Raw genomic sequence first — 21,237 nt, 5'->3', positions numbered from 1 at the left:
GGTAGCAGAGGAGGACAGATGCGTGGTGACCTGGACGACGCGCTCGCCCGGCTCGCCCGACGCGACCAGCTGCAGAAGCGGGTCAGCCAGGGCAACGACCGGACGGCGTCGGCGGCGCACGAGATCGCTGCGGCGGTCCGGCAGGTGGTGGAGCGCCACCCTGGGTTGACCGCCACGGTCCACCTCACCCACGGCGGTCAGGCCGTGCAGCTCACCGTCGGCAACCGGGACGGCCGGGTGCAGGTGACGGTCGACGGCGGTACGCCTGCGGCCGGGCCGAACCCGCCGTCCGGCGACCCGGCGGCGCCCGGGGTGCCGACCGCCGGGCGGCCACCGGAGTGGCCGCCACGCGGACAGCCCGCCCAGGACGGTCCAGCGGCCCGCCTGGCGGAGCTGATCCGACGCGATCCGTCACTGCTCAACGGGGCGACGGAGGGCTGAACCGGCCCCGCCGGCGGGTGGCCGAGGTCCCAGCGGAGGCCGCCGTCACGACGACGGGGGCCGCCGTCACGACGTGGGCGGCTCGTCCTGGCCGGACTCCTCCGCCGCGTCCGCCTCCTCCTTGGTGTGGTGCACCGCACCGTCGGCGTGCTCCGGCGGGCCGTAGACGGTGTAGAGCACCAGTGGATTGGGGCCGGTGTTGACGAAGTTGTGTTTGGTGCCGGCCGGCACGGCGACCAGGTCACCGGCGGCGACGGCCCGCCGCTCGCCGGCCACCAGCGCTTCACCGACACCGCTGACGAAGGTGAGGATCTGGTCGATGTCCTCGTGGACCTCCTCGCCGATCTCGCCGTCCGGCGGAATGGTCATGATCACGAGCTGGGAATGCTCACCGGTCCAGAGCACCCGGCGGAAATCGGTGCTCTGCTCAGCGACGGTGGCGATCGTGAAGTGCTCCATACCACTCAAGGTACCCAGGACCGCCCGTCGGTACGCGTGTTGCCGCGCTCCGGGCCGACGCCGACTCCGACTGGCGCCGGGGCAGCCCGGAGCGCCGGGTCAGCCGGGGCGCCGGGTCAGCCGGCCAGTTCGACGACCGCCTCGACCAGCAGCCAGCAGCCGAACGCGAAGAACAGCGCGGCCGCCCCGTACGCGATCACCCGCTCGGGAAGCCGCCTGCCGAGCAGCCGGCCCACCACGATGGCCAGCGCGTCGGCCGCGACCATGCCGAGCGTGGAGCCGAGCCAGGTGCCGAACCAGCCGTGCCGGGTGGCCAACGTGATCGTCGCCAGCATCGTCTTGTCCCCCAGCTCGGCCAGGAAGAAGGCGGTGAACACGGCGATCACCGCCGTCCTGGTGGTCCGCTGCGCCCGGCGGGACTCCTCATCGGTCAGGGTGTCGCCGCGCAGCGTCCAGAAGCCGAACCCGATGAACGCCAGCGCGGCGGCCAACGCGATCCAGCCGGTGGGCAGGGCCACGCCGAGGCCGTACCCGAGGGCGACCGACACCAGGTGCACGACGGCGGTGGCTGCGGTAATGCCGACCAGCACCGGCCAGGTCCTGAATCGGGTGGCGAAGGTCAACGCCATCAGCTGTGACTTGTCGCCCAGCTCGGCGACGAAGATCACGCCGAAGCTGATCGCGGTCGCGGCAAGGAAGCCGTCCATGGTGCCTCTCATCCGGTCCGGGCCGGATCGTGGCACGCGGACCTCGACCCGGCTGCTGCAGCCTGGGTCGAAGGTCTCGCCCACCCGACGTACCGCCGGGTCGCCGCGGCCGGGTGCGCAGCACCAGTGTGTCGACCGCGATGTCGGGAGCTACTCCCCTTCGCAGTCGCCGAGTCTAGCGGTTCCAGCAGCGACGATCGCGGTTGGTGACCGAACACACGGGGGCGGCTCCACCAACGCGACCAGTTTCCGTTACGTTCACCCCTGTCCGTGGCGTACCGCGCACATCGCCCAGGGTGGACGTGACGGCGGCACTCACGGACACTGTCCCGGAACTTTCAGGACGATCAATCGCCGAACTGCTGTGGTGAGGGCGGGACCATGACCGAGCCGATCCTGGTGGTCGATGTCGGCACCTCGGGCACCCGGGTGGCGCTGGTCGTCGCCGACCAGACGACCCTGGTCAAGGAGCCGGCCAGCGGAGCGACCAGCTGGCCGTCGTCGGTGTGCCTGGCGGACGAGGGGTTCCTGGTGGGCACCCCGTCCGAGGTACGGAAACGGGCCATGCCGCGGCGGTACATCGACGGGCCACGCCGGGCCGTCGACGCGCAGGCCGCCATGTGGCTGGAGCACCGTGAGGTCACCGGCGCCGAGGCGCTCACCGCGTACCTCACCGTGATCGCCAACGAGACCCGACAGTTGTACGGCGGCCAGGTCGACCGGCTGACCCTGTCCGTGCCGGCGGACTACCTGCCCGGCGACCCTCGGCGGGACACGATGCTCGCCGTCGGTGCGGCCGCCGGGTTCCGCGACGTGGAGCTGATCGACAGCGCGGTGGCAGCGGCGCTGGACCCGACGACCGGCGACAACCTGCCGGCCGGCGCGCTGGTGCTGGTCTGCGACCTCGGCGCGACCTGGACCGTCGCGCTGGTGCAGGTGTACGGCAGCCACACCGTCCAGCTCGCTCAGCAGACCTGCCCGGCCGGGCAGGAGCTCGACGCGCTGCTCATCAACGACCTGCGCACCGAGGGGCGGGCCTGGCTGGAGCCGATGCTCGCCGCCCCCGGTGACGCCGGGCTGCGCGCCTATCACGAGGCGATCGACTTCGCCCGCCGGCTCAAGCACCAGCTGGTCGACGCTGACGAGGTGGTTGATCACCTCACCCCGCTCACCCCGCCGTACCGGCTGACCCGGGTCTGGCTGGACGCGTTCGCCGAACCGGCGCTGCGTTGGCTGGTGGACGGCGCCGCGAGTGTGCTGGGCGCGGTCGGTGCCGCACCGGCTGACCTGGCGGCGGTGGTCGTCGCCGGCGGCAACGCCTACCTGCCGGCGGTGCACACGACGCTGCGGTCCGGCCTCGGCATCATCGACGCCGGGTCGCCGGGGCCGCTGCGCTGCGGCCCGGACCCGGAGCTGGCGGTGCTGCGCGGCGCGGCCCGGTTCGCGGCCGGCGCCAGCGGTCGCACCGTCCCCGCCGAGCCGCAGCGGTGGCGCACCGAGCCGACCTCGTGGGAGATTCCGGGCGGTCGGGCCCGGCTGCTGCGCTGGTGCGTGCCGCCGGGTGAGCCCTACCCGGCCGGGGCGGTGCTCGCCCACATCCGTACCCCCGACGAGCGGGTCTTCGAGCTCACCGCCGCCCAGCACGGCCGGCAGTTGGGCCAGCAGGCGTACCCGGGGGACCTGGTCGGTCCGGTCCTGGTGGTGGCCACCGCGAAGGACGCGGTGGCCCTGCAGCGCCAGCCGCCGCCCCGGCGGCGGCACCTGGAGTCCACCGGGAGCTGGCTGCTCACCCCGGACCGCGAGCATCTGGTGGAGTGCGATCCGGCGGCCCGGCTGGTCCGGCTCCGGGCGATCGCCGACGACGCGGTACGCGCCGAGTTCCGCCCGGAGCACACCGCCGGCGCGCAGCCGACCGGCCGGGTGTTCGTCGACCCGGATGGCCGGTTGGCGGTGGTGGCCTGGGCCTCGGACGGGTTCATCTCGGTGTGGGACATCGAGACCGGCAAGCTCAGCGCCCGGTTCCGCGACCCGGGCGAGCCGCACCGGGTGCTGATCGACGAAACCGGGTGGCGAGCGGCGGCCGAGGGCCGGGCGAAGGCGGTAGGCCGGTACCGGCGCACCGTGACGACCCTGTGGGACCTGCGTACCGGCAGCCAGATCGACCGGATCATCGACGACCGATGGCAGCAGCGGATGCCGGAGTTCGCCGAGCACAGCCGGCGGGAAGGGTTCGGCACGGCTGCGGTCAGCGCCGACGGGCAGCTGCGGGCGGCGGTCGCCGACGCGCTCGACGGCATCGCGGCGGTGGTCCTGCAGGACACGTCGACCGGGCAGGAGCTGTTCCGGGTGCTGGGTGGCACCGGGCAGCGGGTCCGGGTCGGATTCAGCGCCGACAGCCGGCACCTGCTGGCCAACTGGGAGTCCAACGAGCGGAGCCTGATCGATGTCTGGGATGTCTGACCAGCCCGTCCTGGTGGTCGACTTCGGCACCTCCTCCTCCGCCGCGATGGTGGTCACCGGTGAGACCGGCGAGCTGGTGCCAGACCCGGTCACCGGGGCGCCGACCTGGCCGTCGGCCGTGCACTGGGACGGCCAGAGCATGATCGTCGGCGCGTTGGCGGAGCGGCGGAAACGCTCCGAGCCGACCGCCTACGCCGCCGAGTTCAAACGCGGCATGGCCGCCGACGTGCCGATGACGCTCGGCGACCGCCGGTTCCGGCCGATCGAGCAGGTCGCGGCGGTGCTGACCGCGCTGCGGGCGGAGGCCGAGCGGCGGTACGGCGCCCCGGTGCACCGGACGGTAGTGACGGTTCCGGCGTCGTACGGCCCGGACGACCCGCGCCGCGCGCAGATGATCGCCGCGGCCGAAGCCGCCGGTCTCGGCCCGGTCGAGCTGCTGCCGGAGCCGGTCGCGGCCGCGTTCGCCCCGGTCGCCGGCCCACCGCCGGCCCCCGGCGAGCTGGTGCTGGTCTACGACCTGGGCGGGGGCACCTTCGACACCGCACTGGTGCGCATCGACGAACGCTGGCACGAGGTGCTCGGACACGCGGCGATCGACGACTGCGGCGGCCGGGACATCGACGCACTGCTGGCCGGGCGAATCCACGCCGACGGGCAGCAGTGGCTGGCGCCACTACTGGCCAGTGCCGCCGCCAGCCAGTCCGCCCCGGCCACGCTGCGGCTCGGCATGGCGGTCACCGACTTCGCGAACCGGATCAAGCACCAGCTCAGTGACACCCCGGCGGTGGAGGACTTCCTGCTGCCGGACACCCCGGCGTACCGGCTGACCCGCGCGGACCTGGCGCAACTGGTGGCCCCGCTGCTGGACCGCACGATCGCCTGCTGCCGGCAGATGCTGGCCGCCGTCGGGGTGCCACCGGCCAGCATCGGATCGGTACTGCTGGTCGGCGGCGGGGCCCGGATGCCGGCCGTGGCGCAGGCGGTGCACGATGCCTTCCAGCGCCCGCTGCGTCAGGTGGAGCAGCCAGAGCTGGCGACCGTGCACGGTGCCGCCCGGTGGCTGCCGCGCAGCGGCCCGCGGACCATCCGCGCGTCGACGGAGACCACCGGAATGGTTCCGCTGTCATTCGGCATCCCGGGCGGGTCCGCGCGGCTGCATCGCTGGCTGGTGGTGCCGGGCCAGCCGTATCCGGCGGGCACACCGCTGGCCCGGGTCCGGCTGCCCGGTGGCGCGCTGTGGGATCTGGTGGCCGCGACGCCTGGCACACTCGACCGGCTGCTGGTGCCGCCCAGCGCCGAGGTCGCCAGCCACCAGTGGCTGGCGCTGGCCACCGGCTGAGCCGGTGAATCGCCAGCGCCAGCGGCCGCGGCACCGGGCGGCGGGCCAAAGGGCGGTGGGTCAGCGGGCGGTGATCAGCCGGAACAGAGTCAGCCACTGCTCCGGCCAGATCTCGCCGGCCAGGGCGTCGGCCGGTATCCGGGTGGCCCGCAGCGCCGCGTCGACGCGCGGGGCGGGAAAGCGCCGCCGCAGCGACGCCGCCACCGAGCCGCCGACGCCGCTGAACCCGAGCTCGACCAGCCCCTGGTACGCCGCGATCGCGGCCGGTGGCACCAGCGGCACCGGTCGGCGGGTCAGCCGCAGGATCGCGCCGTCCACCCGGGGCACCGGCCGGAACGCGGTGCGCGGCAGCCGACCGGCCAGCCGCCAGTCGATCTCCGGCCAGGTGCGGACGGTGAGCAGGCTCCATCGGCCGTAGTCACCGGTGCGTTTGCGGGCGTACTCCAGTTGGGTCACCAGGGTGGCGGCGCGCAGCCGGGGCGCGTGCAGGCACCACCGCACGATCGGGGCGGTAGCGGCGTACGGGATGTTGCCGACCACCGCGAACGGCTCGGCCGGCGGTTCGGCAGCCAGGAAATCGCCGGGCACCGGCGTCACGTTCGGCAGATTGGCGCACCGGCGGGCCAGGCGCGCGGTGAGGTCCGGATCGACCTCGTACGCCAGGAGACGGCCGTCGACCCGGGCGAGTGCCCGGGCGAGCACCCGGGTCAGCTGCCCGGTGCCGGCACCGACCTCGATGGTCAGTTCACCGGGTGCGGGCCGTACGGCCCGGACCACCCGGTCGATGGCCGACCGGTCGTGCAGGAAGGTCTGCGAGTAGACCCGACGGGTACGGTCTCCGCCGGTGGCGACACCGCCCCGGGCCGGGTCGAAGTTCCTGGTCGGGTCGAAGTTGCCCGTAGGGTTAGGTTTGCGGTGGTGGCGAGGCACGGCCAGGTCCAGTCTGCCGGCCGGCAGGGGCCGGCTCGGCGGTTCACGGACCGGCCGCCGGGCCGGCGGCCGGTCCAGAAAGGGCAGGACTCGGACCGCCCTGGCCGGGGCGGGGTGCTTCGCGCGCGACTGGTACCCGTCGGTGGACCGACGGGTGGATCGGGATCAGCAGCGCTGGTGGCCGGTGAAGTGCCGGTCAGCTGCCGGGCGCGAACTGGCCGCCGGCCAGGACGGGACGCCGGGCACGCGGGCGGGCAGTCAGCAACTGGCACCACCCGGCCGGCGTACCGCCGGTCAGGATCAGCGCCTGGATGGTGGTCGACACGCCTGGCAGGTTAGCCGACAGGCATCGCTCATGCGACCGGTTTTCCAGCCGGGACGTCGACGGTGCGCTGCTCGACCCGGGCGGTGTCGGCGGCGGCCAGGACGGCCACCACCTGCCGGCCGAACCGTACGTCGCAGGGGTGTCCCGGTGCCCCGGCGGTGACCTGCCCGAGCAGCGCGTCGATGGCCGCGTGGAACGCCTGCCCGGTGGTCACGTCCCGGTGCGGCACGGGCACGATCCCGGGCTCGCCGAAGAACGTGACGTCGAAGGTCTTCGCCGCCACCGGGCCGTCCAGGTTGAGCGACAGCGAGCTGGTGGCCCCGCCGGCATGCCGCAGCAGCAGATGCACCCCGCCGGCCGGGCCGGGCATCGCGGCGACCCGGGAGACCGGGCCAAGCACCGGCAGCACCACCGACAGCACATGCGGGCCGATGTCCCACAGTGCGCCGTGGGTGCGCCGCCAGGGCGAGGCACCGTACGGGTTGCCGGGCTCGGAGATGGCTGCGAACAGCGCTCCCCGGGCACCGTGCCAGGCACCATCGGCCGGCCGGGCCAGAAAGTCCATCATGGCCGGGTTGAACCGGCTGGTGAAGAAGACCACCGAGGCGACGTCCCGCCGGTCGACCGATGCGACGACCCGGTCGGCGTCCGGCAGGGTCAGCGCCAGCGGCTTGTCCAGCAGCAGATGCCGGGCGGCGTCGGCGGCGCGGACCGCGATCCCGGCCTGAACGTCGGGCGGCAGGGCGACGGCGACCGCGTCGACGTCGGCGAGCAGCGCATCCACGTCCTGGTACGGCGCGACGCCGTACCGCTGCGCCAGCGCCGTGGCCTTCGCCCGGTCCCGTCCCCAGACCCCGACCAGCTCCGCGCCGGGATGCGCGGCGAGCCCGGCCGCGTGGGTCTCGGCCGCCCAGTGCCCGGTGCCGAACAGACCGAACCGCAATGCCATCGCCGCGTTTCCCTTCGTAGGCCGGAGTTCAGTGTGACCGCTCGGCCCGGTCCGCGACGTAGCGGGCCTCCTCGGCGTCGACGGCGGCGGCCGCCGCCTCCTCGGCCAGGGCGGCGGCGCTCAGCTCGGCGATGTAGGCCGCTTCCACGGCCCGACGCGCGGCGGCGGCGACCACGTCGTACTCCCGGCGGGCCGCCTGGTCGCGGACGCGGTGCCGGTCGACGGCGCGGTCGGCCCGGTCGGCCGCCGTCGGGTCCGGCGGCGCGCCACCGGCCCGCCGCCACACCGTACGCAGTTGCTGCACCGAGATGTCGCCCCGGCGATACGCGGTGAGCGCGGCCCGGGTGACGTCGCGCCCGTGCTCGGCGGGCAGTGGCGCCCCGGTGACGACGGCCGCCGGCCGGTCCTCCTGGTCGGCGAGCAACGCCTGCTGATAGGCCCGGCCGGCGGTTTCCTGCCGCTGCCAGGCGTCGTCGCGGGCCAGCTCGGCGGCGGCTGCCCGGTCGCGCAGCTGGTCGGCGGTGGCCCGGGCGGTGTCGGCCGCGGCGGCGATGGCCAGCGCCTCGGCGGCGAGTTCGTCGGCTTCGGCCCGCAGCGCCCGCCGGTCGGCCGGGTGCTCCGCCGTGCGGGCGGCCAGCGCGGCCAGCGCGAGCAGGGCGAGCAGGACGAGACAGCTGGCGAGCAGGAGGCCCCAGATGCCGACGCCAACCACCACGCCCTCCCCAGGGTGGATCGGACCGTCCCGGACTGACTATAGACTCCGGCTGATACCGAGAGCCACCGTCCGGACACTGCGGATCGGGTCGCCCGGTAACGCCTTGCGAGCCCTGTCGGGACGCACCTCGACGGGTCGCTGTAGCTGGTGAGTAGGGTGTTCGGCGTGACTGTGGCAGCTGAGACGGTGGTGCGGCGGTGAACGGGCCGATCGCCGCCGTGGTCATCGTCGGCGCGCTGGCCGTCGCCGGCTGGGCGCTGCTCTGCGCGGCGTTGGACCGGCCGCCGGGCCTGATCCAGTACGGCGGGCTGGCGGTGGTCGAGGTCGCCCTGCTCGCGTTGACCGTGGCCGCCGTGGTGGAGCTGGTCGGCGGGGAGCGTCCCGGTGAACCACCGGTCTTCGCCGGCTACCTGATCACCACGCTCAGCCTGCCGCCGATGGCGGGGGTGCTGGGCAGGATGGAGCCGACCCGGTGGGGTTCGTTGACCGTCGGCGTCTTCGCCCTGGTGATCCCGGTGCTGGTGGTCCGGCTGCAGCAGACCTGGACGGCGGTCGGCGGTGGCTGACCCGACTTCGACGGACGGCCGCCCGGCGCGCGCCGGCCGGCCGGCGCGGACCCGCAGCGGGCCGGGCCGGGTGCTGATCGGTGTGTACATCCTGTTCGCGATCGCCGCCTCGTCCCGGGCCGGTGTGCAGATCGCCACCCGGTTCAGCGAGGCGCCGGTGGCGTACCTGCTGTCCGCCTTCGCCGCGGTGGTATATCTGGTGGCGGCCGCCGGGCTGATCATCGACGGCCCGGTCGGCCGGCGGATCGCGTACGGCTGCTGCACGGTGGAGCTGGTCGGCGTACTCGGCATCGGCGCGGTGAGCCTCGCGGTGCCGGCGGCGTTTCCGGACGAGACGGTCTGGTCGGGCTTCGGCAGCGGGTACGGCTACATCCCGCTGGTGCTGCCGGTCATCGGGTTGCTGTGGCTGCGCCGCAGCCGAGCCTCGGCCGATCCGGCCACCGACCCGACGGCGTAGTTCGGACGCCGGCCGGCGTCCGTTGTAGAACCGTCGCGGGTGTCGGTATCCGGACAGTGGACGGTCACCGCGTCGCAGCTCAGCCCCGGAGGGCATCCGTTACGCCCTAAATGCCCGATCTGGTGGGCCATCGCGCTCCGTACCCGGTCTGTAATTATCGTCCCGGGTTCCGTGACCGGCACCCTCGGGTCGGGAGCAAGTGAAGAGGGCGATGAACGATGGCGACCATCTACGACGTTGCACGGAAAGCGGAGGTCTCCCCAGCGACCGTCTCCCGGGTCGTCAACGGCCACACCAACGTGGATCCCGCGCTGGCGGACCGGGTCCGGCGGGCGATGCGCGAGCTGGACTACCGGCCCAACGCGGTGGCCCGCAACCTGCGCCGCAGCCGGACCACGTTGTGGGCGGTGGTGATCAGCGACATCGGCAACCCGTTCTTCACCGCCCTGGTCCGCGGCGTCGAGGACCTCGCCCAGCAGGCCGGCTACTCGGTCGTGCTGTGCAACACCGACGAGGATCCGGCCAAGGAGAGCCGCTATCTGAACGCGGTTCTCGCCGAACAGGTCGCCGGGGTGATCATCGCCCCGTCCGGGCCGACCGCCGACCTGGGGCAGCTCACCGCCGCCCGGGTGCCGGTGGTGGTGGTCGACCGGCAACTGCACGGCAGCCGGATCGACACCGTGCTGGTGGACAACGAGCACGGCGCCCGGTTGGCCACCGCGCACCTGCTCGACTCCGGCTACCGGCGGATCGCCTGCATCACCGGTCGACGTGGCGTCTGGACCGCCTGCCGACGGCTGGGCGGCTACCAGCGGGCGCTGGCCGATGCTGGGCAGCCGTACCAGGAGGAGTTGGTCCGCCACGCCGACTTCCGTTCCGACGGTGGCTACCGGGCGATGACGGAACTGCTGCGGCTACGGCCGCGACCGGACGCGTTGTTCGCGGCCAACAACCTGATGACCGTCGGTGCGGTGGAGTGCCTGGTCGACCAGGGCATCCCGGTGCCGGCGGAGATGGGTGTGGTCGGTTTCGACGACCTGCCGTGGGCGCATCTGGTACGGCCCGCGTTGACCACCGTCACCCAGCCGACGTACCAGTTGGGCGAGACGGCTGCCCAGTTGCTCATCGAACGGATCGCCGACCCCGACCGGGCCGCGACCACTGTCACCCTGCCCACCAAGCTGCAGGTCCGGGAGAGTTCGGTACGTCGCCAGCCGCCGTCGGTCGTTGACCCCGGGTGAGGCGTAGCCGGTCGTTGAGCAGGTGTAGCGCCGCCGGCCGCCGGGTACCAGATGGGCTTACCGCGACGCAGGGAGCGCCATGGCCGTCACCGTCGACACCCCGCCGGACCAGGTCGGCGGGCTGACCGGCTGGGTCGCCGACGTCATCGCCCGGCTGGGTGAGATCGGGGTCGGCCTGCTGGTGGCGCTGGAGAGCGTCGTCCCACCGATCCCCAGCGAGGTGGTGCTGGCGATGGCCGGCTACCTGGCCAGTCAGGACCGGGTGAATCTGGTCGGGGTCTGGGTCGGGGCGACGCTTGGCTCACTGGCCGGCGCGTTGCTCCTCTACTGGCTGGGCGCGGCGATCGGCGAGGCACGGCTGCGACGCTGGTTGGACAAGGTGCCGCTGGTCGATCTGGAGGACCTCGACAAGGCCGACCGGTGGTTCGACCGGTACGGGCGGTGGGCGGTGCTGTTCGGCCGGATGGTGCCGATCGTGCGGAGCCTGGTCTCGGTGCCGGCTGGTGCCAACCGGATGCCGTTGACCCAGTTCAGCGCCTTCACCACGCTGGGCAGCGGGGTGTGGAACGCGCTGTTCGTCGGCGCCGGGTTCGCGCTCGGCTCCCAGTGGCAGCAGGTCGAGCGGTACAGCCGCTGGTTCGACCTGGCGGTCTTCGTACTCCTCGGCGGGCTGGTCCTCTACTGGGTGGTCGGCCAGGTTCGGCGCCGCCGCCGTCGGGCGGCGGCAGGCCACCGACCGTCGCCCTGATCACCTCGGCGTCCACCGTTCCTGCCCGTACGGGCAACTACTCACCGCCGGCACACGGCCAGGTGGGGGCGAGCAGCCTGCGTCGGATGGCCACCGGCATCGAGGGAACCCAAATTGTTGCCTCCGGGCCGCTTTGACGACAATGACGGTTCCATCGACTGTGCGGATCAGCTTCCGAGCAGCTGCGCTGATCGGCGCGGCCATCGGGTTACCGGGCTGGCGGTGGCGTTGTTGCGCTGAGAGGACGACGGACCGAGAATGACGCCCGGCACGACCGGAGCCCCGATCCCCGCCTCGGGTCAGCACCGGAGCAGGGCTCCGGAGCGGCGCACGGCCCCCTCAGACGGGCTGAAGAACCTGCTGAGTGCTTGCCGGACTGCCCCCCACCCCGGTCACGAACGCCGACCACGCTGCCGGCCCGAACGCCAGTAACCCGCCACTACCCACAGGGGACGAAAATCCGTCTCGGACAGCCGGATTCCCGACAGTGGATAGCTGAGCAAGGTCGCAATGCGATTCTATACTCTAGACAATTGCGTCGAGAGGAGCCGCATGCCCGACCAGGGTAGACCCCTCGTATGCCGGGACGCGGTGGTGGTCGTGCCGGGCATCATGGGCAGCCAGCTGTGGGACACCCAGGACGAACGGCTGGTTTGGGGCTCAGCTGGCGCTGTCGTGCGCAGTTGGCTTGGCGGCGGACCGCTGAAGGCGATGCACCTGGCGCCGGGTCAGTGGGAGGACCGTAGGCCCCGCATCATCCCCAAGGGGCTCATCACCGGCCCGGTCTGGCTGCCCGAGCTTCGCGGCCTGGAGCCCTATACCGGTTTGGTCCGGGAACTAGCCCGGGTAGTGGCCGCTCCCGAGGCGTTGCGCACTTTTCCCTACGACTGGCGTCTCCCGCTGCGGCACAATGCCGCGCTCCTCGGCGAAGCCGTCCAAGAGCACCTTGACCAATGGCGGCGGCACACGGCCGCCGCGCCCGACGCTCGGGTTGTTCTCGTGGCGCACTCGATGGGCGGACTCCTCGCGCGCTACTTCACCGAGATCCTCGGCGGCTCCGCGGTCGTACGGCGCACGTTTACCATCGGCACGCCTTTCTACGGTGCGGTGAAAGCAGCGGTGATGCTCAACCAGGGACGCGGCACACCAATGCCGTTGCCCCACCTCCGGGTACGGGCGCTCGCCGCGACCCTGCCAGCCGTGCACGACTTGCTGCCCACCTATCGCTGCTTGATCACTCCGACCGGTATCCGGCGGCTTACCGAGCACGACATTGTCGCCTTGGGCGGCGACCCGTACCTGGCACGACTGAGCCGGGACACCCACCGCGACCTGGAAGGTGCCGGCACGCACGGACTGCACACAGTCGTGGGTCTCGGACAGCTGACCGCACAGTCGATGACCTTCGACCACGATCAAGTGACGGCGCTTCCGACGCTGCCAGAGGACGGCGGAGATCCCGGGTTGGCGCCAGACCGGGACGGCGATGAAACCGTGTACAGCGAGTCAGCAGCGGGTCAGGTCGACCCCCTGCACTACGTCTGCCAGACGCATGGCGGCCTCGCCAGCACGCCCGAGGTGGCCTTTCAGATCGTCGAACGGCTCGTCGGCCGCCGCAACAAGCCTCCCCTCGGCGAAGCTCCGGCACCGCTCGGTCTCGATCTGCCAGACGCCGTCAGGGTTGGCGATCCGTTCACCGTCCGGGTCCTGGGCAGCGCCGACCCGCGGGGCACCCGGCTGCAGGTCGAGGTGGCCGACACCGACCAGCGGGTGGCGGTCCCCGACCTCAGCGCAGATCGGGCGGCCTCCGCCGACCAGCCTGCGATCACTGGCCGAATTGTCCTGCGCCGGGCTGGGCTCTACCGCGTAAGCGTCACCCGGGGGGCTCCCAGCCCAGTCAGCCAGCTAATCATGGCTCTGCCCAGCGACGTTCTCGCTCCGGGACAGGCCAACGCGTGACCGGAGCCTTCGAGGTCTTCCCGATCGTGGTCGACCGGTACGCCTACCTCAACGACCTGCCCGGCGCGCACGATGCTGCCAGCGAGGTCTGTGACCTGCTGGCTGGGTTCGGCGGGGTCGCCCGGCCGTGGCCGCAGGAGGTCTTGCCCGGCCACGACGCGGTGCTGAATCGGCTCGCAGAGTGGTCCAATCCGGACGCACCGCGCAGCTCGACGCTGCTCTGGTTCGGCCACGGCGAATCCGACGGAGGCAACGCCTGGCTAGCCGTTCATGGTAGTCATGAGCTGTTCGCCGGCACCGGCACCGCGATCAATCCGGCCACGTTCGCCGAGCACCTCGCCCGCGAGTGGCAGGTCCGCAGGCAGGACCCAGACGCCTGGGCGATCGTGGTCGTCGAAGCCTGCGGCGCGGCCACCTTCGTCCGCCGCCTCGCTCACCAGTTGTACGGCCCCGACCACGTCCGCACTCCGGACCGACTCGCGCTCATCGGTGTGGGTGCCGATGACGGCCAGACATTTCTTGGTGACTTCGCAGACGGACTACGCCGGGTGGTGAGTTCATACACCGCGATGGACCATCGCGTCGAAGTATCGGAGTTGTTTCAAAGTCTCAGGACGGCACTGCCCGGCCAGGCGGTCGATTTCAATCTCACCGGCGCCATGGCACTGATTCGGGCTGAACCTCCGGCGGTACTCGTGGGCACCACCATGGACGAGTATCCAGAGCTACGGCGGGCGCTTCGCGCTCTGCCGGCCGACCAACGGGACCACTTCGTGCCCCGAGCCCAGGGCGGCGAGCGCGGCGAGATTCCCTGGTACTTCACCGGCCGGATTGCCGAACAGCGGCGGATCGCCGGATGGCTGCGCGATACCGGCACGGGCAGTCTGCTGATCCTCACCGGCCGGCCCGGCTCCGGCAAATCGGCGCTGCTCGGTCAAGTACTCGTGCAGTCCGATCGCCACCTGCGCCAGCTACTTGTGGATGCAGGAATCGCCACCGAGCTTCCCGCCGATCTGCGACCCCCGGACGGTGCCTTCGACGCCGTCATACATCTCACCGGGCTGACCGTCGCCGACATCGTCGCCCGGCTACGCACCGCTCTGGACCCGGACGTTTCCTCCGACAGCCCGCCGGCAACGCATCCGCTTGCCGACACGGCCGCCGCCGTCGCAGACCTGCTGGACCGGATCGCCGACCGGCCGTTCACCCTGTTGCTCGATGCCCTCGACGAGGCGGTCGAACCGATCACCGTCGCCGAGTCGCTGATCCGTCGGCTCGCACGGGTGCCCCGCTGCCGGATCGTGGTCGGCACCCGCACCGGCACCACCGCCGACCCCGATCACCCCCGCGACGAGAATCGAGACTTACTCGACGCGCTCATCGACGGGCCACGGAGCATCGTGCTGCCGGTGTCACGTGACCCCGATGCCATCGAACGCTACGTCGGCACCCGGCTCACGGCGCTCGCAGCAGCCGGCAAGGGCAGCGGTCGATTCACTGAACGCGCTGTTGCAAAGGTGGCCAGCCTGATCCGTGGGCAGGGGCGCGAATTTCTCTTCGCTCAACTGGCCATCCATGAGATCGCTGCCCGGCCGACGCTACTCGACCCGGACCACGCCGCCGGACTGGAAAGCTTGCTGGCCGGCGACCACCGGGACCTGTTCCGGCACGCGGTTCAACGGCTACGCGACCAGGCCACCGCGAACGAACCGCTGCTGCACGCGCTGGCCCTGGCACGCGGGCGCGGCCTACCCCGCGCGGGCCGGATCTGGGAGGCCGCCGCCAAGGCGCTCGCACCAGCAGCCACCACGATCGACGACCGTGAGATCAACCGTGTCCTGGCCGACGCCGCCCCCTACATCAGGCTCGACACCGATCGTGGGCAGAGCGTATATCGGCTGGCCCACCGCACCTTCCAAGAGCATTTCCTGACCGTCACACCGCCCCCGCGGGAAGCAACCAACAGCGGACGGCGATGACCGACAACCCGACTGCCGCCCGCCGCGAGGTAGCTCAGGCGCTCATCGATGTCGCCGCCAACGCCGTCCCCGGGCCGCTCAACCCCTATCTGGAAGAGCACCTGGCTGCACACGTCGCCACCGGCCGTGTCTGGGACAAACTGGCAGACCACCCGCAGGTGCTGGACCGCCTCGATCCGGCTGCCGTCGCTGCGGCCGTGCTACGCACTACGTTCGGCCGCGCTCGCCTTCCTGCCCAGGTGGCCGGCGTGGCCGGCGAGGCTCACACCCTCGCCCATCTACCGATCGCGGATCGCGGCATCGTCCGGGAGATGGCCGCGCTGCGTTTCGATGGCGGGGTAGCCCGGCCCGGAGTGGCTGGCGAAGGGGCTTGGCAGTTGCGCTGGGCCGAGATGGAGCACCAACAGTTGCACTTCGTACTCAACGGGCACCGCGGGGCGGTCACCGGGGTCGCCGCCGTCATCCTGCCCGGTCGGGAGGCACCCACGCTGGTCAGTGCCGCACATGATGGCACCATCCGGTTCTGGGATCCGCTTACCGCGCAGCAGATCGGTGATCCGTTGCATGGGCACGACAGCGCCATCGTCGCCTTGGACGCCTCAACTGCGGAGGACGGCACTCCGCTGCTCGTCACCGCGTCGATCGATGGCACGGCTCGCAGGTGGAACCCGGCCGCCCGGCAGCAGATCGGCGCCGATCTCACCTTTGAACGACCGATGCTGCTGCGTCCCATCCACCTGTTCAATTTGTCCGGCCGTCCACCCCTACTAGCGATCATCGAGAGCCGCACGGTACGGCTGCACGACGTGCGGACCGGACAGCCGCTCGGACGGTGGGACACCGGACACGGGGCGGGCATCACAGCCATGGCCGCGACCGCCGAACGGGGACGGGACATCCTGTTGGCCACGGCCAGTATCGACAAGACGGTGCGGATCTGGCGGTGGTCGGGTATCGGCCAGCCACGTCCGGTACGACGGCGGGCTCGTCCCGTCCGGCTGCACCACCCCAGTTGGGTCAGTTCCGCAGTGTTCGCACCCGGCATAGGCCAAGATGTCCTCCTGTTGACCACCACCGGATGGACGATTCAACGATGGAGCCCTTCGGATTGGACTCGTGCCGGCGAAACCCGCGCAGGATACGTGGGTGACCTAAGCCTCACCGCCCTTCCCGCACCCGACGGCACCACGGTTGTCGTCGGCCACGGCGGCCTCGGGGCTCAGGTTTACAGCCCCGGCGGGTACTCGCCGACTGGCCCCCTGCTTGGCGAACGCGATGTTGAGGCCGTCTGCTCGGTACCACTGGATCGGGGCACTCGGACCCTGCTGGCCACCGCTGGCGCGGACCACACCGTACGGCTGTGGAACCTCTCGCCGCCGTCGGCCGCCAGGTCCGACCGGGACCCTTACAGCAACCCGCGTATCTCATCGACGAGCGTGTTCCCGCTGGCCGATGGGCGAACCGGGATGGCTGTCGCGCACTCGGCGGAATCAGTACGGATCGTCGACTTAGACAACGGGGAACTCGCCGCGCCCTACCTCAAGACGCGGGCTGATCGTCTCGCCGCCGTCCCGACCCCGCGACGCGGACGGTCGCTGCTTGCCGCCGACGGCATCCGCGGGAACGACCACTTCGTGACGGTCTGGGATCCGCAGACCGGGGATCCGGTCAGCACTCTGACCCCGACGGTTCCGTCCACCCCGACCGCTATGGTGGGACTGGCCGCACCAGACGGGACCGGTGTCCTCATCACCTCGTGCAGCGGCGATGGCGGAATCCTCCGCCAGTGGGACGCCGAGAGCGGCACACCTCGCAGCACTCCCCTCGCCGGCCACGACGGCGGATACTGCCACGATCTCGCCATCCTCAACATGCCCGGAACGCCCGTACTGATCAGCGCCGGTCACGACCATACCGCCCGTCTCTGGGCCCCGTTGGACGGCGTTGCCGGACCGGTGCTCAGCGGCCACGCCAACGTCGTCACCTCGGTGATCGGACTCAACCTGCCAGACGGCCGGGCCCTAGTCGCCACCGCTAGTTCGGACGGCACGGTGCGACTCTGGGATCCGTTGAACGGCGCTCAGGTCGGCGAGCCACTCGAGACCTGGTGTCGCAGTCCACGCGTCGCCGAGATACGCACAGCTGACGCTGCCGAGAGCTACCTGGTCGTGGCCGGTGACAGCCTGCTGGAGCTCTGGGCACCGGAACCCGCCACCCCGCTGAACCGAATCCCTTGTTTCGTTGCCAACTCAGTCTTCACCATCCGCACGGACGGTCCTCGGATTGTCATCGCCGGGCTGAGAGGGCTGGCTGTGCTCGAACTTTGCTGAATCCTGACCTAGGTTCCGCTCGAGCCGAGTCTGGCACCTTCGACCACCTGCCGACCATGCTGACTAGCCGAGCCGCCGGTAGCAGACGCCCATGAAATCTGGCGCACGAGATGGCACGGCCAGACCACGGGGTTCGCAAAAAGTCTTGCTGACATACCCCCAAGGGGTATCGTGGCGACGTGGAAACGGATGGAACCCGACACGGCGGGCACGGCGGGCACGACAAGCACGCGGGGCACGATCCGGAGATGTTCCGCCGCAAGTTCTGGCTGAGTCTCGCGCTGACCGTGCCGGTCGTGGTCACCAGTCACATGGTGATGGACTGGTTCGGCTACTCGCTGGACTTTCCCGGTGTGTCCCTGGTCGGCCCGGTGCTCGGCTCGGTGGTGTTCTTCTATGGCGGCTGGCCGTTCCTGGTCGGCGGAGTACGCGAGGTCCGCGACCGCGCGCCCGGCATGATGCTGCTGATCTCGATGGCCATCACCGTCGCCTACCTGGCCTCGCTGGCAACCAGCTTCGGCGCCTTCGACCTGGACTTCTGGTGGGAGTTGGCGGCGCTGGTGACCATCATGCTGCTCGGCCACTGGCAGGAGATGAAGGCGATCGGCCAGGCGCAGGGCGCGCTGTCCGCGTTGGCCGCGCTGCTGCCCGACGAGGCGGAACGGGTCGCCGACGACGGGCAGGTCCAGCAGATCACGGTGGCCGACCTGCGAGCCGGCGATCTGGTCCTGGTGCGCTCCGGTGCCCGGGTGCCCGCCGACGGGCGGATCACCGACGGCGAGGCCGAGCTGGACGAGTCGATGATCACCGGAGAGTCCCGGCCGGTGCACCGACGCGTCGGTGACCCGGTGGTGGCCGGCACCGTCGCGACCGACTCGGCGATCCGGGTGCGGGTCGAGGCCGTCGGCGAGGACACCGCCCTGGCCGGCATCCAACGCCTCGTCGCACAGGCCCAGGCCTCGAGCGGCCGGGCCCAGATGCTCGCCGACCGGTTTGCCGCCCTGCTGTTCTACGTCGCGATGGCCGCCGCCGTGCTGACCTTCGGCGCCTGGTGGGCGTTCGGCAGCCTCGACGACTCCGTGGTACGGACGGTCACCGTACTGGTGATCGCCTGCCCGCACGCCCTGGGCCTGGCGATCCCCCTGGTGATCGCGTTGTCGACGGCCGTGGCGGCCAAGGCCGGGATCCTGGTCAAGAACCGGCTGGCCCTGGAACGGATGCGGACCGTGGACGCGGTGCTGTTCGACAAGACCGGCACCCTGACCCGGGGCGCGCACACCGTCACCGGGGTCGCGGCGGCACCCGGGCACACCGAGGACGACGTACTGCGGCTGGCCGCAGCGGTGGAAACCGACAGCGAGCACCCACTGGCCCGGGCCATCGTGGCCGCCGCCACCGGACGCGGTCCGACGAGCGCCGCAACGGACTTCCGGTCGTTGACCGGCCGGGGCGTGCAGGCAAACGTGGATGGCACCTACTATGCCGTCGGCGGCCCGGCGCTGCTGGGCGAACTCGACGCCCGGGTCCCGCCGGAGTTGACCGCCACGACCGAGGCTTGGTCGGAGCGTGGTGCCGCCGTACTGCATCTGCTGCGGCTCGACGGCGGCCGCGCCGAGGTGCTCGGCGCGATCGGGTTGGCCGACGAGGTCCGGCCCGAGGCCCGGCAGGCGATCGCCGAGCTGCGCCGACAGGGCATCGACAAGATCATGATGATCACCGGTGACGCCCGGCCGGTCGCCGAGGCGGTCGCCGACGATCTCGGCTTCCGGTCCGGCGTGGACGAGGTCTTCGCCGAGGTGCTGCCCGCCGACAAGGACAAGACGGTCGCGGATCTGCAGGCCCGAGGGCTGACCGTGGCGATGGTCGGCGACGGCGTCAACGACGCCCCGGCGCTGGCCCGTGCCGACGTCGGCATCGCGATCGGGGCCGGCACCGACGTCGCGATCGAGTCCGCCGGAGTCGTCCTCGCCTCGTCCGACCCGCGCGGAGTCACCGGAGTGATCCGGCTGTCGAAGGCCTCCTACCGCAAGATGCTGCAGAACCTGGGCTGGGCCGCCGGCTACAACATCGTCGCGATCCCGCTCGCCGCCGGTGTGCTGGCCTGGGCCGGGCTGACGTTGAGCCCGGCGGTCGGCGCGATCCTGATGTCCGCGTCCACCATCGTGGTTGCCCTCAACGCGCAACTGCTCCGCCGGGTTCAGCTCGCCCCGGACGAACGGTAGCGGGGGTGGCCGGGCCGCCGGTCAGGGCAGGCTCGCCAGATGCGGCTTGACGGTACGGGCGAACCCGTTGCCGTTGGTCACGTCCCAGTTGATCGACCAGGTCATCGCGCCCCGAATGCCGGGGTAGGTGCGCGGCGGCCGGAAACTGCCGCAGTTGGTGCCCCGGGCCAGGCAGTCGAGGGCCTGGTTGACCATCGTCGGGGCGACGATGCCCCCGCCGGCCGCTCCCGGGCCGGCGGGCAGGCCGAGGGCCACCTGGTCGGGGCGCAGGCCCGCTTCCAGTTGCAGGCAGGCCAGCGCGGTCATGAAGTTGACCGTGCCCTGGCTGTAGGCGAACGCCTGGTCGCAGCCGAGCATCGACCCGGAGTTGTAGAACTGGGTGTGCACCACGGTCAGGATGTCTCGGATGTCCAGCGCCAGTTTGAAGTACGACACCGACGGTGACTGCATGTCGATGGTCTGCGGTGCCATCGTGATGATCAGCCCTGGCCCGGTCCGGCTGCGCAGCGTCCGCATCGCCTGCGCCATGTAGGTCGGGTTGAGCCCGTTCTCCAGGTCGATGTCGACACCGTCGAAGCCGTAGTCCTGGATCAGCCGGTGCAGGCTGTCGGCGAGCGCCGTGGCGGACGCGGGATCGTTGACAGCGACCCGGCCGGTCTCCCCGCCGATCGAGATGATCACCTTCTTGCCGCGCTGGTGCAGGGTGGCGACGTCGACCTTGAACTGTGCGTCGGTGTAGCCGCCGAGCGCGGCCGACAGACCCGGGTCGATGCCGAAGCTGACCGCGCCGGGGGTGCTGGTGGCCTCGGCGAAGGCGACCGCGATCAGGTCGTACTCGGCCGGCACGTCGCGTAGCCGCAGCTCGACGGCCGGGTTGTCGAAGTTGTGCCAGTAGCCGGTGAGAAAGTGCTCCGGCAACCCGTCGTCGGTCGGCGGCGCCGTGGTGGGGGGTGGGGTCGTCGGCGGCGGCGCGGTGGTGGGCGGAGCGGTGGTCGGCGGCGGCTGCTGGCCGCCGCAGGGTGCACCGTTGAGGGTGCAGTTGGTCGGGCTGCCCGGCCCGCTGCCGAGGAATCCGAACGAGACCGACGCGCCCGGCGCGAGGTGACCGTTCCAGTTGCGGTTGGTGAAGGTGAACCGCTGCCCGGAGACGGTGAGCAGGGCGTCCCAGTAGGTGCCGACCGTGGTGCCGGCCGGCAGGTCGAAGGCGACGGTCCAGGCGGTGACGGCGGTGGCGCCGCCGTTGGCGACGGTGACCTTGCCTTCCCAGCCGCTGCCCCAGTCGGAGGTTTTCACGAAGGTCGCGGTAGGACCGGCGGCCAGGGCCGGGCCGGCCGCCCAGATCACCCCTGCGGCGGCGAGGACCGCAGCCAGCACCGGGGCGACTATCCGTACGGGTTTCATCGACATCCC

General features: G+C 71.6%; 18 protein-coding genes. 11 read left to right on the top strand and 7 right to left on the bottom strand.

Annotated features, from left to right (window positions below):
- Positions 1–18 precede the first annotated feature (18 nt).
- Entirely contained in the window at positions 19–441 is a 423-nt protein-coding gene (locus tag ACFHWT_RS07400; protein WP_416593828.1) for a hypothetical protein, read from the top strand.
- 66 nt (positions 442–507) lie between these two features.
- Here ACFHWT_RS07400 and ACFHWT_RS07395 read toward each other — a convergent pair whose 3' ends face one another.
- Together ACFHWT_RS07395 and ACFHWT_RS07390 are read right to left on the bottom strand one after the other, a co-directional pair.
- Complete coding sequence (locus ACFHWT_RS07395) at positions 508–900, bottom strand: cupin domain-containing protein (RefSeq protein ID WP_416593827.1); 393 nt, start codon at positions 898–900, stop codon at positions 508–510.
- A 116-nt stretch (positions 901–1,016) separates the two neighbouring features.
- Positions 1,017–1,607 (bottom strand): TMEM165/GDT1 family protein, encoded by a 591-nt coding sequence (locus tag ACFHWT_RS07390; protein WP_416593923.1) that lies wholly within the window; start codon positions 1,605–1,607, stop codon positions 1,017–1,019.
- Between the two features lie 381 nt (positions 1,608–1,988).
- Here ACFHWT_RS07390 and ACFHWT_RS07385 point away from each other — a divergent pair, with 381 nt between their 5' ends.
- Positions 1,989–4,067: an Hsp70 family protein gene (locus tag ACFHWT_RS07385; protein WP_416593826.1), complete on the top strand. Its 2,079-nt coding sequence runs from the start codon at positions 1,989–1,991 to the stop codon at positions 4,065–4,067.
- Entirely contained in the window at positions 4,060–5,406 is a 1,347-nt protein-coding gene (locus ACFHWT_RS07380; RefSeq protein WP_416593825.1) for an Hsp70 family protein, read from the top strand. Before ACFHWT_RS07385 ends, ACFHWT_RS07380 begins: the two co-directional genes overlap by 8 nt.
- 60 nt (positions 5,407–5,466) lie before the next feature.
- On the opposite strand, the gene erm is transcribed toward ACFHWT_RS07380, so the two are convergent.
- From erm to ACFHWT_RS07360, 4 genes are all read right to left on the bottom strand, one after another.
- Positions 5,467–6,336 carry an ErmE/ErmH/ErmO/ErmR family 23S rRNA (adenine(2058)-N(6))-methyltransferase gene (erm, locus tag ACFHWT_RS07375; protein ID WP_416593824.1) on the bottom strand — a complete coding sequence of 290 codons (870 nt, stop codon included), beginning with the start codon at positions 6,334–6,336 and terminating at the stop codon, positions 5,467–5,469.
- Positions 6,337–6,532: 196 nt separating this feature from the next.
- Entirely contained in the window at positions 6,533–6,661 is a 129-nt protein-coding gene (locus ACFHWT_RS07370) for a hypothetical protein (protein ID WP_416593823.1), read from the bottom strand.
- 28 nt (positions 6,662–6,689) lie between these two features.
- A complete protein-coding gene (locus ACFHWT_RS07365) occupies positions 6,690–7,610 on the bottom strand; it encodes a Gfo/Idh/MocA family protein (protein ID WP_416593822.1) in 921 nt (306 codons plus the stop codon).
- A gap of 28 nt (positions 7,611–7,638) precedes the next feature.
- Positions 7,639–8,322, bottom strand: a complete 684-nt coding sequence (locus tag ACFHWT_RS07360) for a hypothetical protein (RefSeq protein WP_416593821.1) — start codon at positions 8,320–8,322, stop codon at positions 7,639–7,641.
- A gap of 200 nt (positions 8,323–8,522) precedes the next feature.
- Between ACFHWT_RS07360 and ACFHWT_RS07355 the strand changes: the two genes are divergently transcribed.
- The 8 genes from ACFHWT_RS07355 to ACFHWT_RS07320 all read left to right on the top strand — a co-directional run bounded on the left by ACFHWT_RS07355 (position 8,523) and on the right by ACFHWT_RS07320 (position 19,827).
- A complete protein-coding gene (locus ACFHWT_RS07355; RefSeq protein WP_416593820.1) occupies positions 8,523–8,891 on the top strand; it encodes a hypothetical protein in 369 nt (122 codons plus the stop codon).
- Positions 8,884–9,348: a hypothetical protein gene (locus tag ACFHWT_RS07350; RefSeq protein WP_416593819.1), complete on the top strand. Its 465-nt coding sequence runs from the start codon at positions 8,884–8,886 to the stop codon at positions 9,346–9,348. The genes ACFHWT_RS07355 and ACFHWT_RS07350 overlap by 8 nt, the downstream gene beginning before the upstream one ends.
- A gap of 218 nt (positions 9,349–9,566) precedes the next feature.
- Positions 9,567–10,589, top strand: a complete 1,023-nt coding sequence (locus tag ACFHWT_RS07345; protein ID WP_416593818.1) for a LacI family DNA-binding transcriptional regulator — start codon at positions 9,567–9,569, stop codon at positions 10,587–10,589.
- A gap of 79 nt (positions 10,590–10,668) precedes the next feature.
- A complete protein-coding gene (locus tag ACFHWT_RS07340; RefSeq protein WP_416593817.1) occupies positions 10,669–11,337 on the top strand; it encodes a DedA family protein in 669 nt (222 codons plus the stop codon).
- A gap of 591 nt (positions 11,338–11,928) precedes the next feature.
- On the top strand, positions 11,929–13,296 hold the full coding sequence (locus ACFHWT_RS07335; protein ID WP_416593816.1) for a lipase/acyltransferase domain-containing protein: 1,368 nt from the start codon (positions 11,929–11,931) through the stop codon (positions 13,294–13,296).
- Positions 13,293–15,275 carry an AAA family ATPase gene (locus ACFHWT_RS07330; protein ID WP_416593815.1) on the top strand — a complete coding sequence of 661 codons (1,983 nt, stop codon included), beginning with the start codon at positions 13,293–13,295 and terminating at the stop codon, positions 15,273–15,275. Before ACFHWT_RS07335 ends, ACFHWT_RS07330 begins: the two co-directional genes overlap by 4 nt.
- Entirely contained in the window at positions 15,272–17,605 is a 2,334-nt protein-coding gene (locus tag ACFHWT_RS07325; protein WP_416593814.1) for a WD40 repeat domain-containing protein, read from the top strand. Before ACFHWT_RS07330 ends, ACFHWT_RS07325 begins: the two co-directional genes overlap by 4 nt.
- A 248-nt stretch (positions 17,606–17,853) precedes the next feature.
- Positions 17,854–19,827: a heavy metal translocating P-type ATPase gene (locus ACFHWT_RS07320; RefSeq protein ID WP_416593922.1), complete on the top strand. Its 1,974-nt coding sequence runs from the start codon at positions 17,854–17,856 to the stop codon at positions 19,825–19,827.
- Positions 19,828–19,848: 21 nt separating this feature from the next.
- On the opposite strand, the gene ACFHWT_RS07315 is transcribed toward ACFHWT_RS07320, so the two are convergent.
- The gene (locus ACFHWT_RS07315) at positions 19,849–21,228 is read right to left on the bottom strand and encodes a chitinase (RefSeq protein ID WP_416593813.1); all 1,380 of its coding nucleotides are present in this window, start codon (positions 21,226–21,228) and stop codon (positions 19,849–19,851) included.
- Between the last annotated feature and the right edge of the window lie 9 nt (positions 21,229–21,237).

The sequence above is a fragment of the Micromonospora sp. LOL_021 genome, assembly GCF_048060215.1.
GTDB lineage: Bacteria > Actinomycetota > Actinomycetes > Mycobacteriales > Micromonosporaceae > Micromonospora_E.
Note: the sequence above shows the minus strand (reverse complement) of the source record. Positions and strands in the feature narration are given on the sequence as shown.

Bases quoted from the DNA above. Each gene is read 5' to 3' on its own strand.
- ACFHWT_RS07400 (WP_416593828.1), top strand. From the start codon at position 19: ATGCGTGGTGACCTGGACGACGCGCTCGCCCGGCTCGCCCGACGCGAC.
- ACFHWT_RS07395 (WP_416593827.1), bottom strand. From the start codon at position 900: ATGGAGCACTTCACGATCGCCACCGTCGCTGAGCAGAGCACCGATTTC.
- ACFHWT_RS07390 (WP_416593923.1), bottom strand. From the start codon at position 1,607: ATGGACGGCTTCCTTGCCGCGACCGCGATCAGCTTCGGCGTGATCTTC.
- ACFHWT_RS07385 (WP_416593826.1), top strand. From the start codon at position 1,989: ATGACCGAGCCGATCCTGGTGGTCGATGTCGGCACCTCGGGCACCCGG.
- ACFHWT_RS07380 (WP_416593825.1), top strand. From the start codon at position 4,060: ATGTCTGACCAGCCCGTCCTGGTGGTCGACTTCGGCACCTCCTCCTCC.
- ACFHWT_RS07365 (WP_416593822.1), bottom strand. From the start codon at position 7,610: ATGGCATTGCGGTTCGGTCTGTTCGGCACCGGGCACTGGGCGGCCGAG.
- ACFHWT_RS07345 (WP_416593818.1), top strand. From the start codon at position 9,567: ATGGCGACCATCTACGACGTTGCACGGAAAGCGGAGGTCTCCCCAGCG.
- ACFHWT_RS07340 (WP_416593817.1), top strand. From the start codon at position 10,669: ATGGCCGTCACCGTCGACACCCCGCCGGACCAGGTCGGCGGGCTGACC.
- ACFHWT_RS07325 (WP_416593814.1), top strand. From the start codon at position 15,272: ATGACCGACAACCCGACTGCCGCCCGCCGCGAGGTAGCTCAGGCGCTC.
- ACFHWT_RS07320 (WP_416593922.1), top strand. From the start codon at position 17,854: ATGTTCCGCCGCAAGTTCTGGCTGAGTCTCGCGCTGACCGTGCCGGTC.
- ACFHWT_RS07315 (WP_416593813.1), bottom strand. From the start codon at position 21,228: ATGAAACCCGTACGGATAGTCGCCCCGGTGCTGGCTGCGGTCCTCGCC.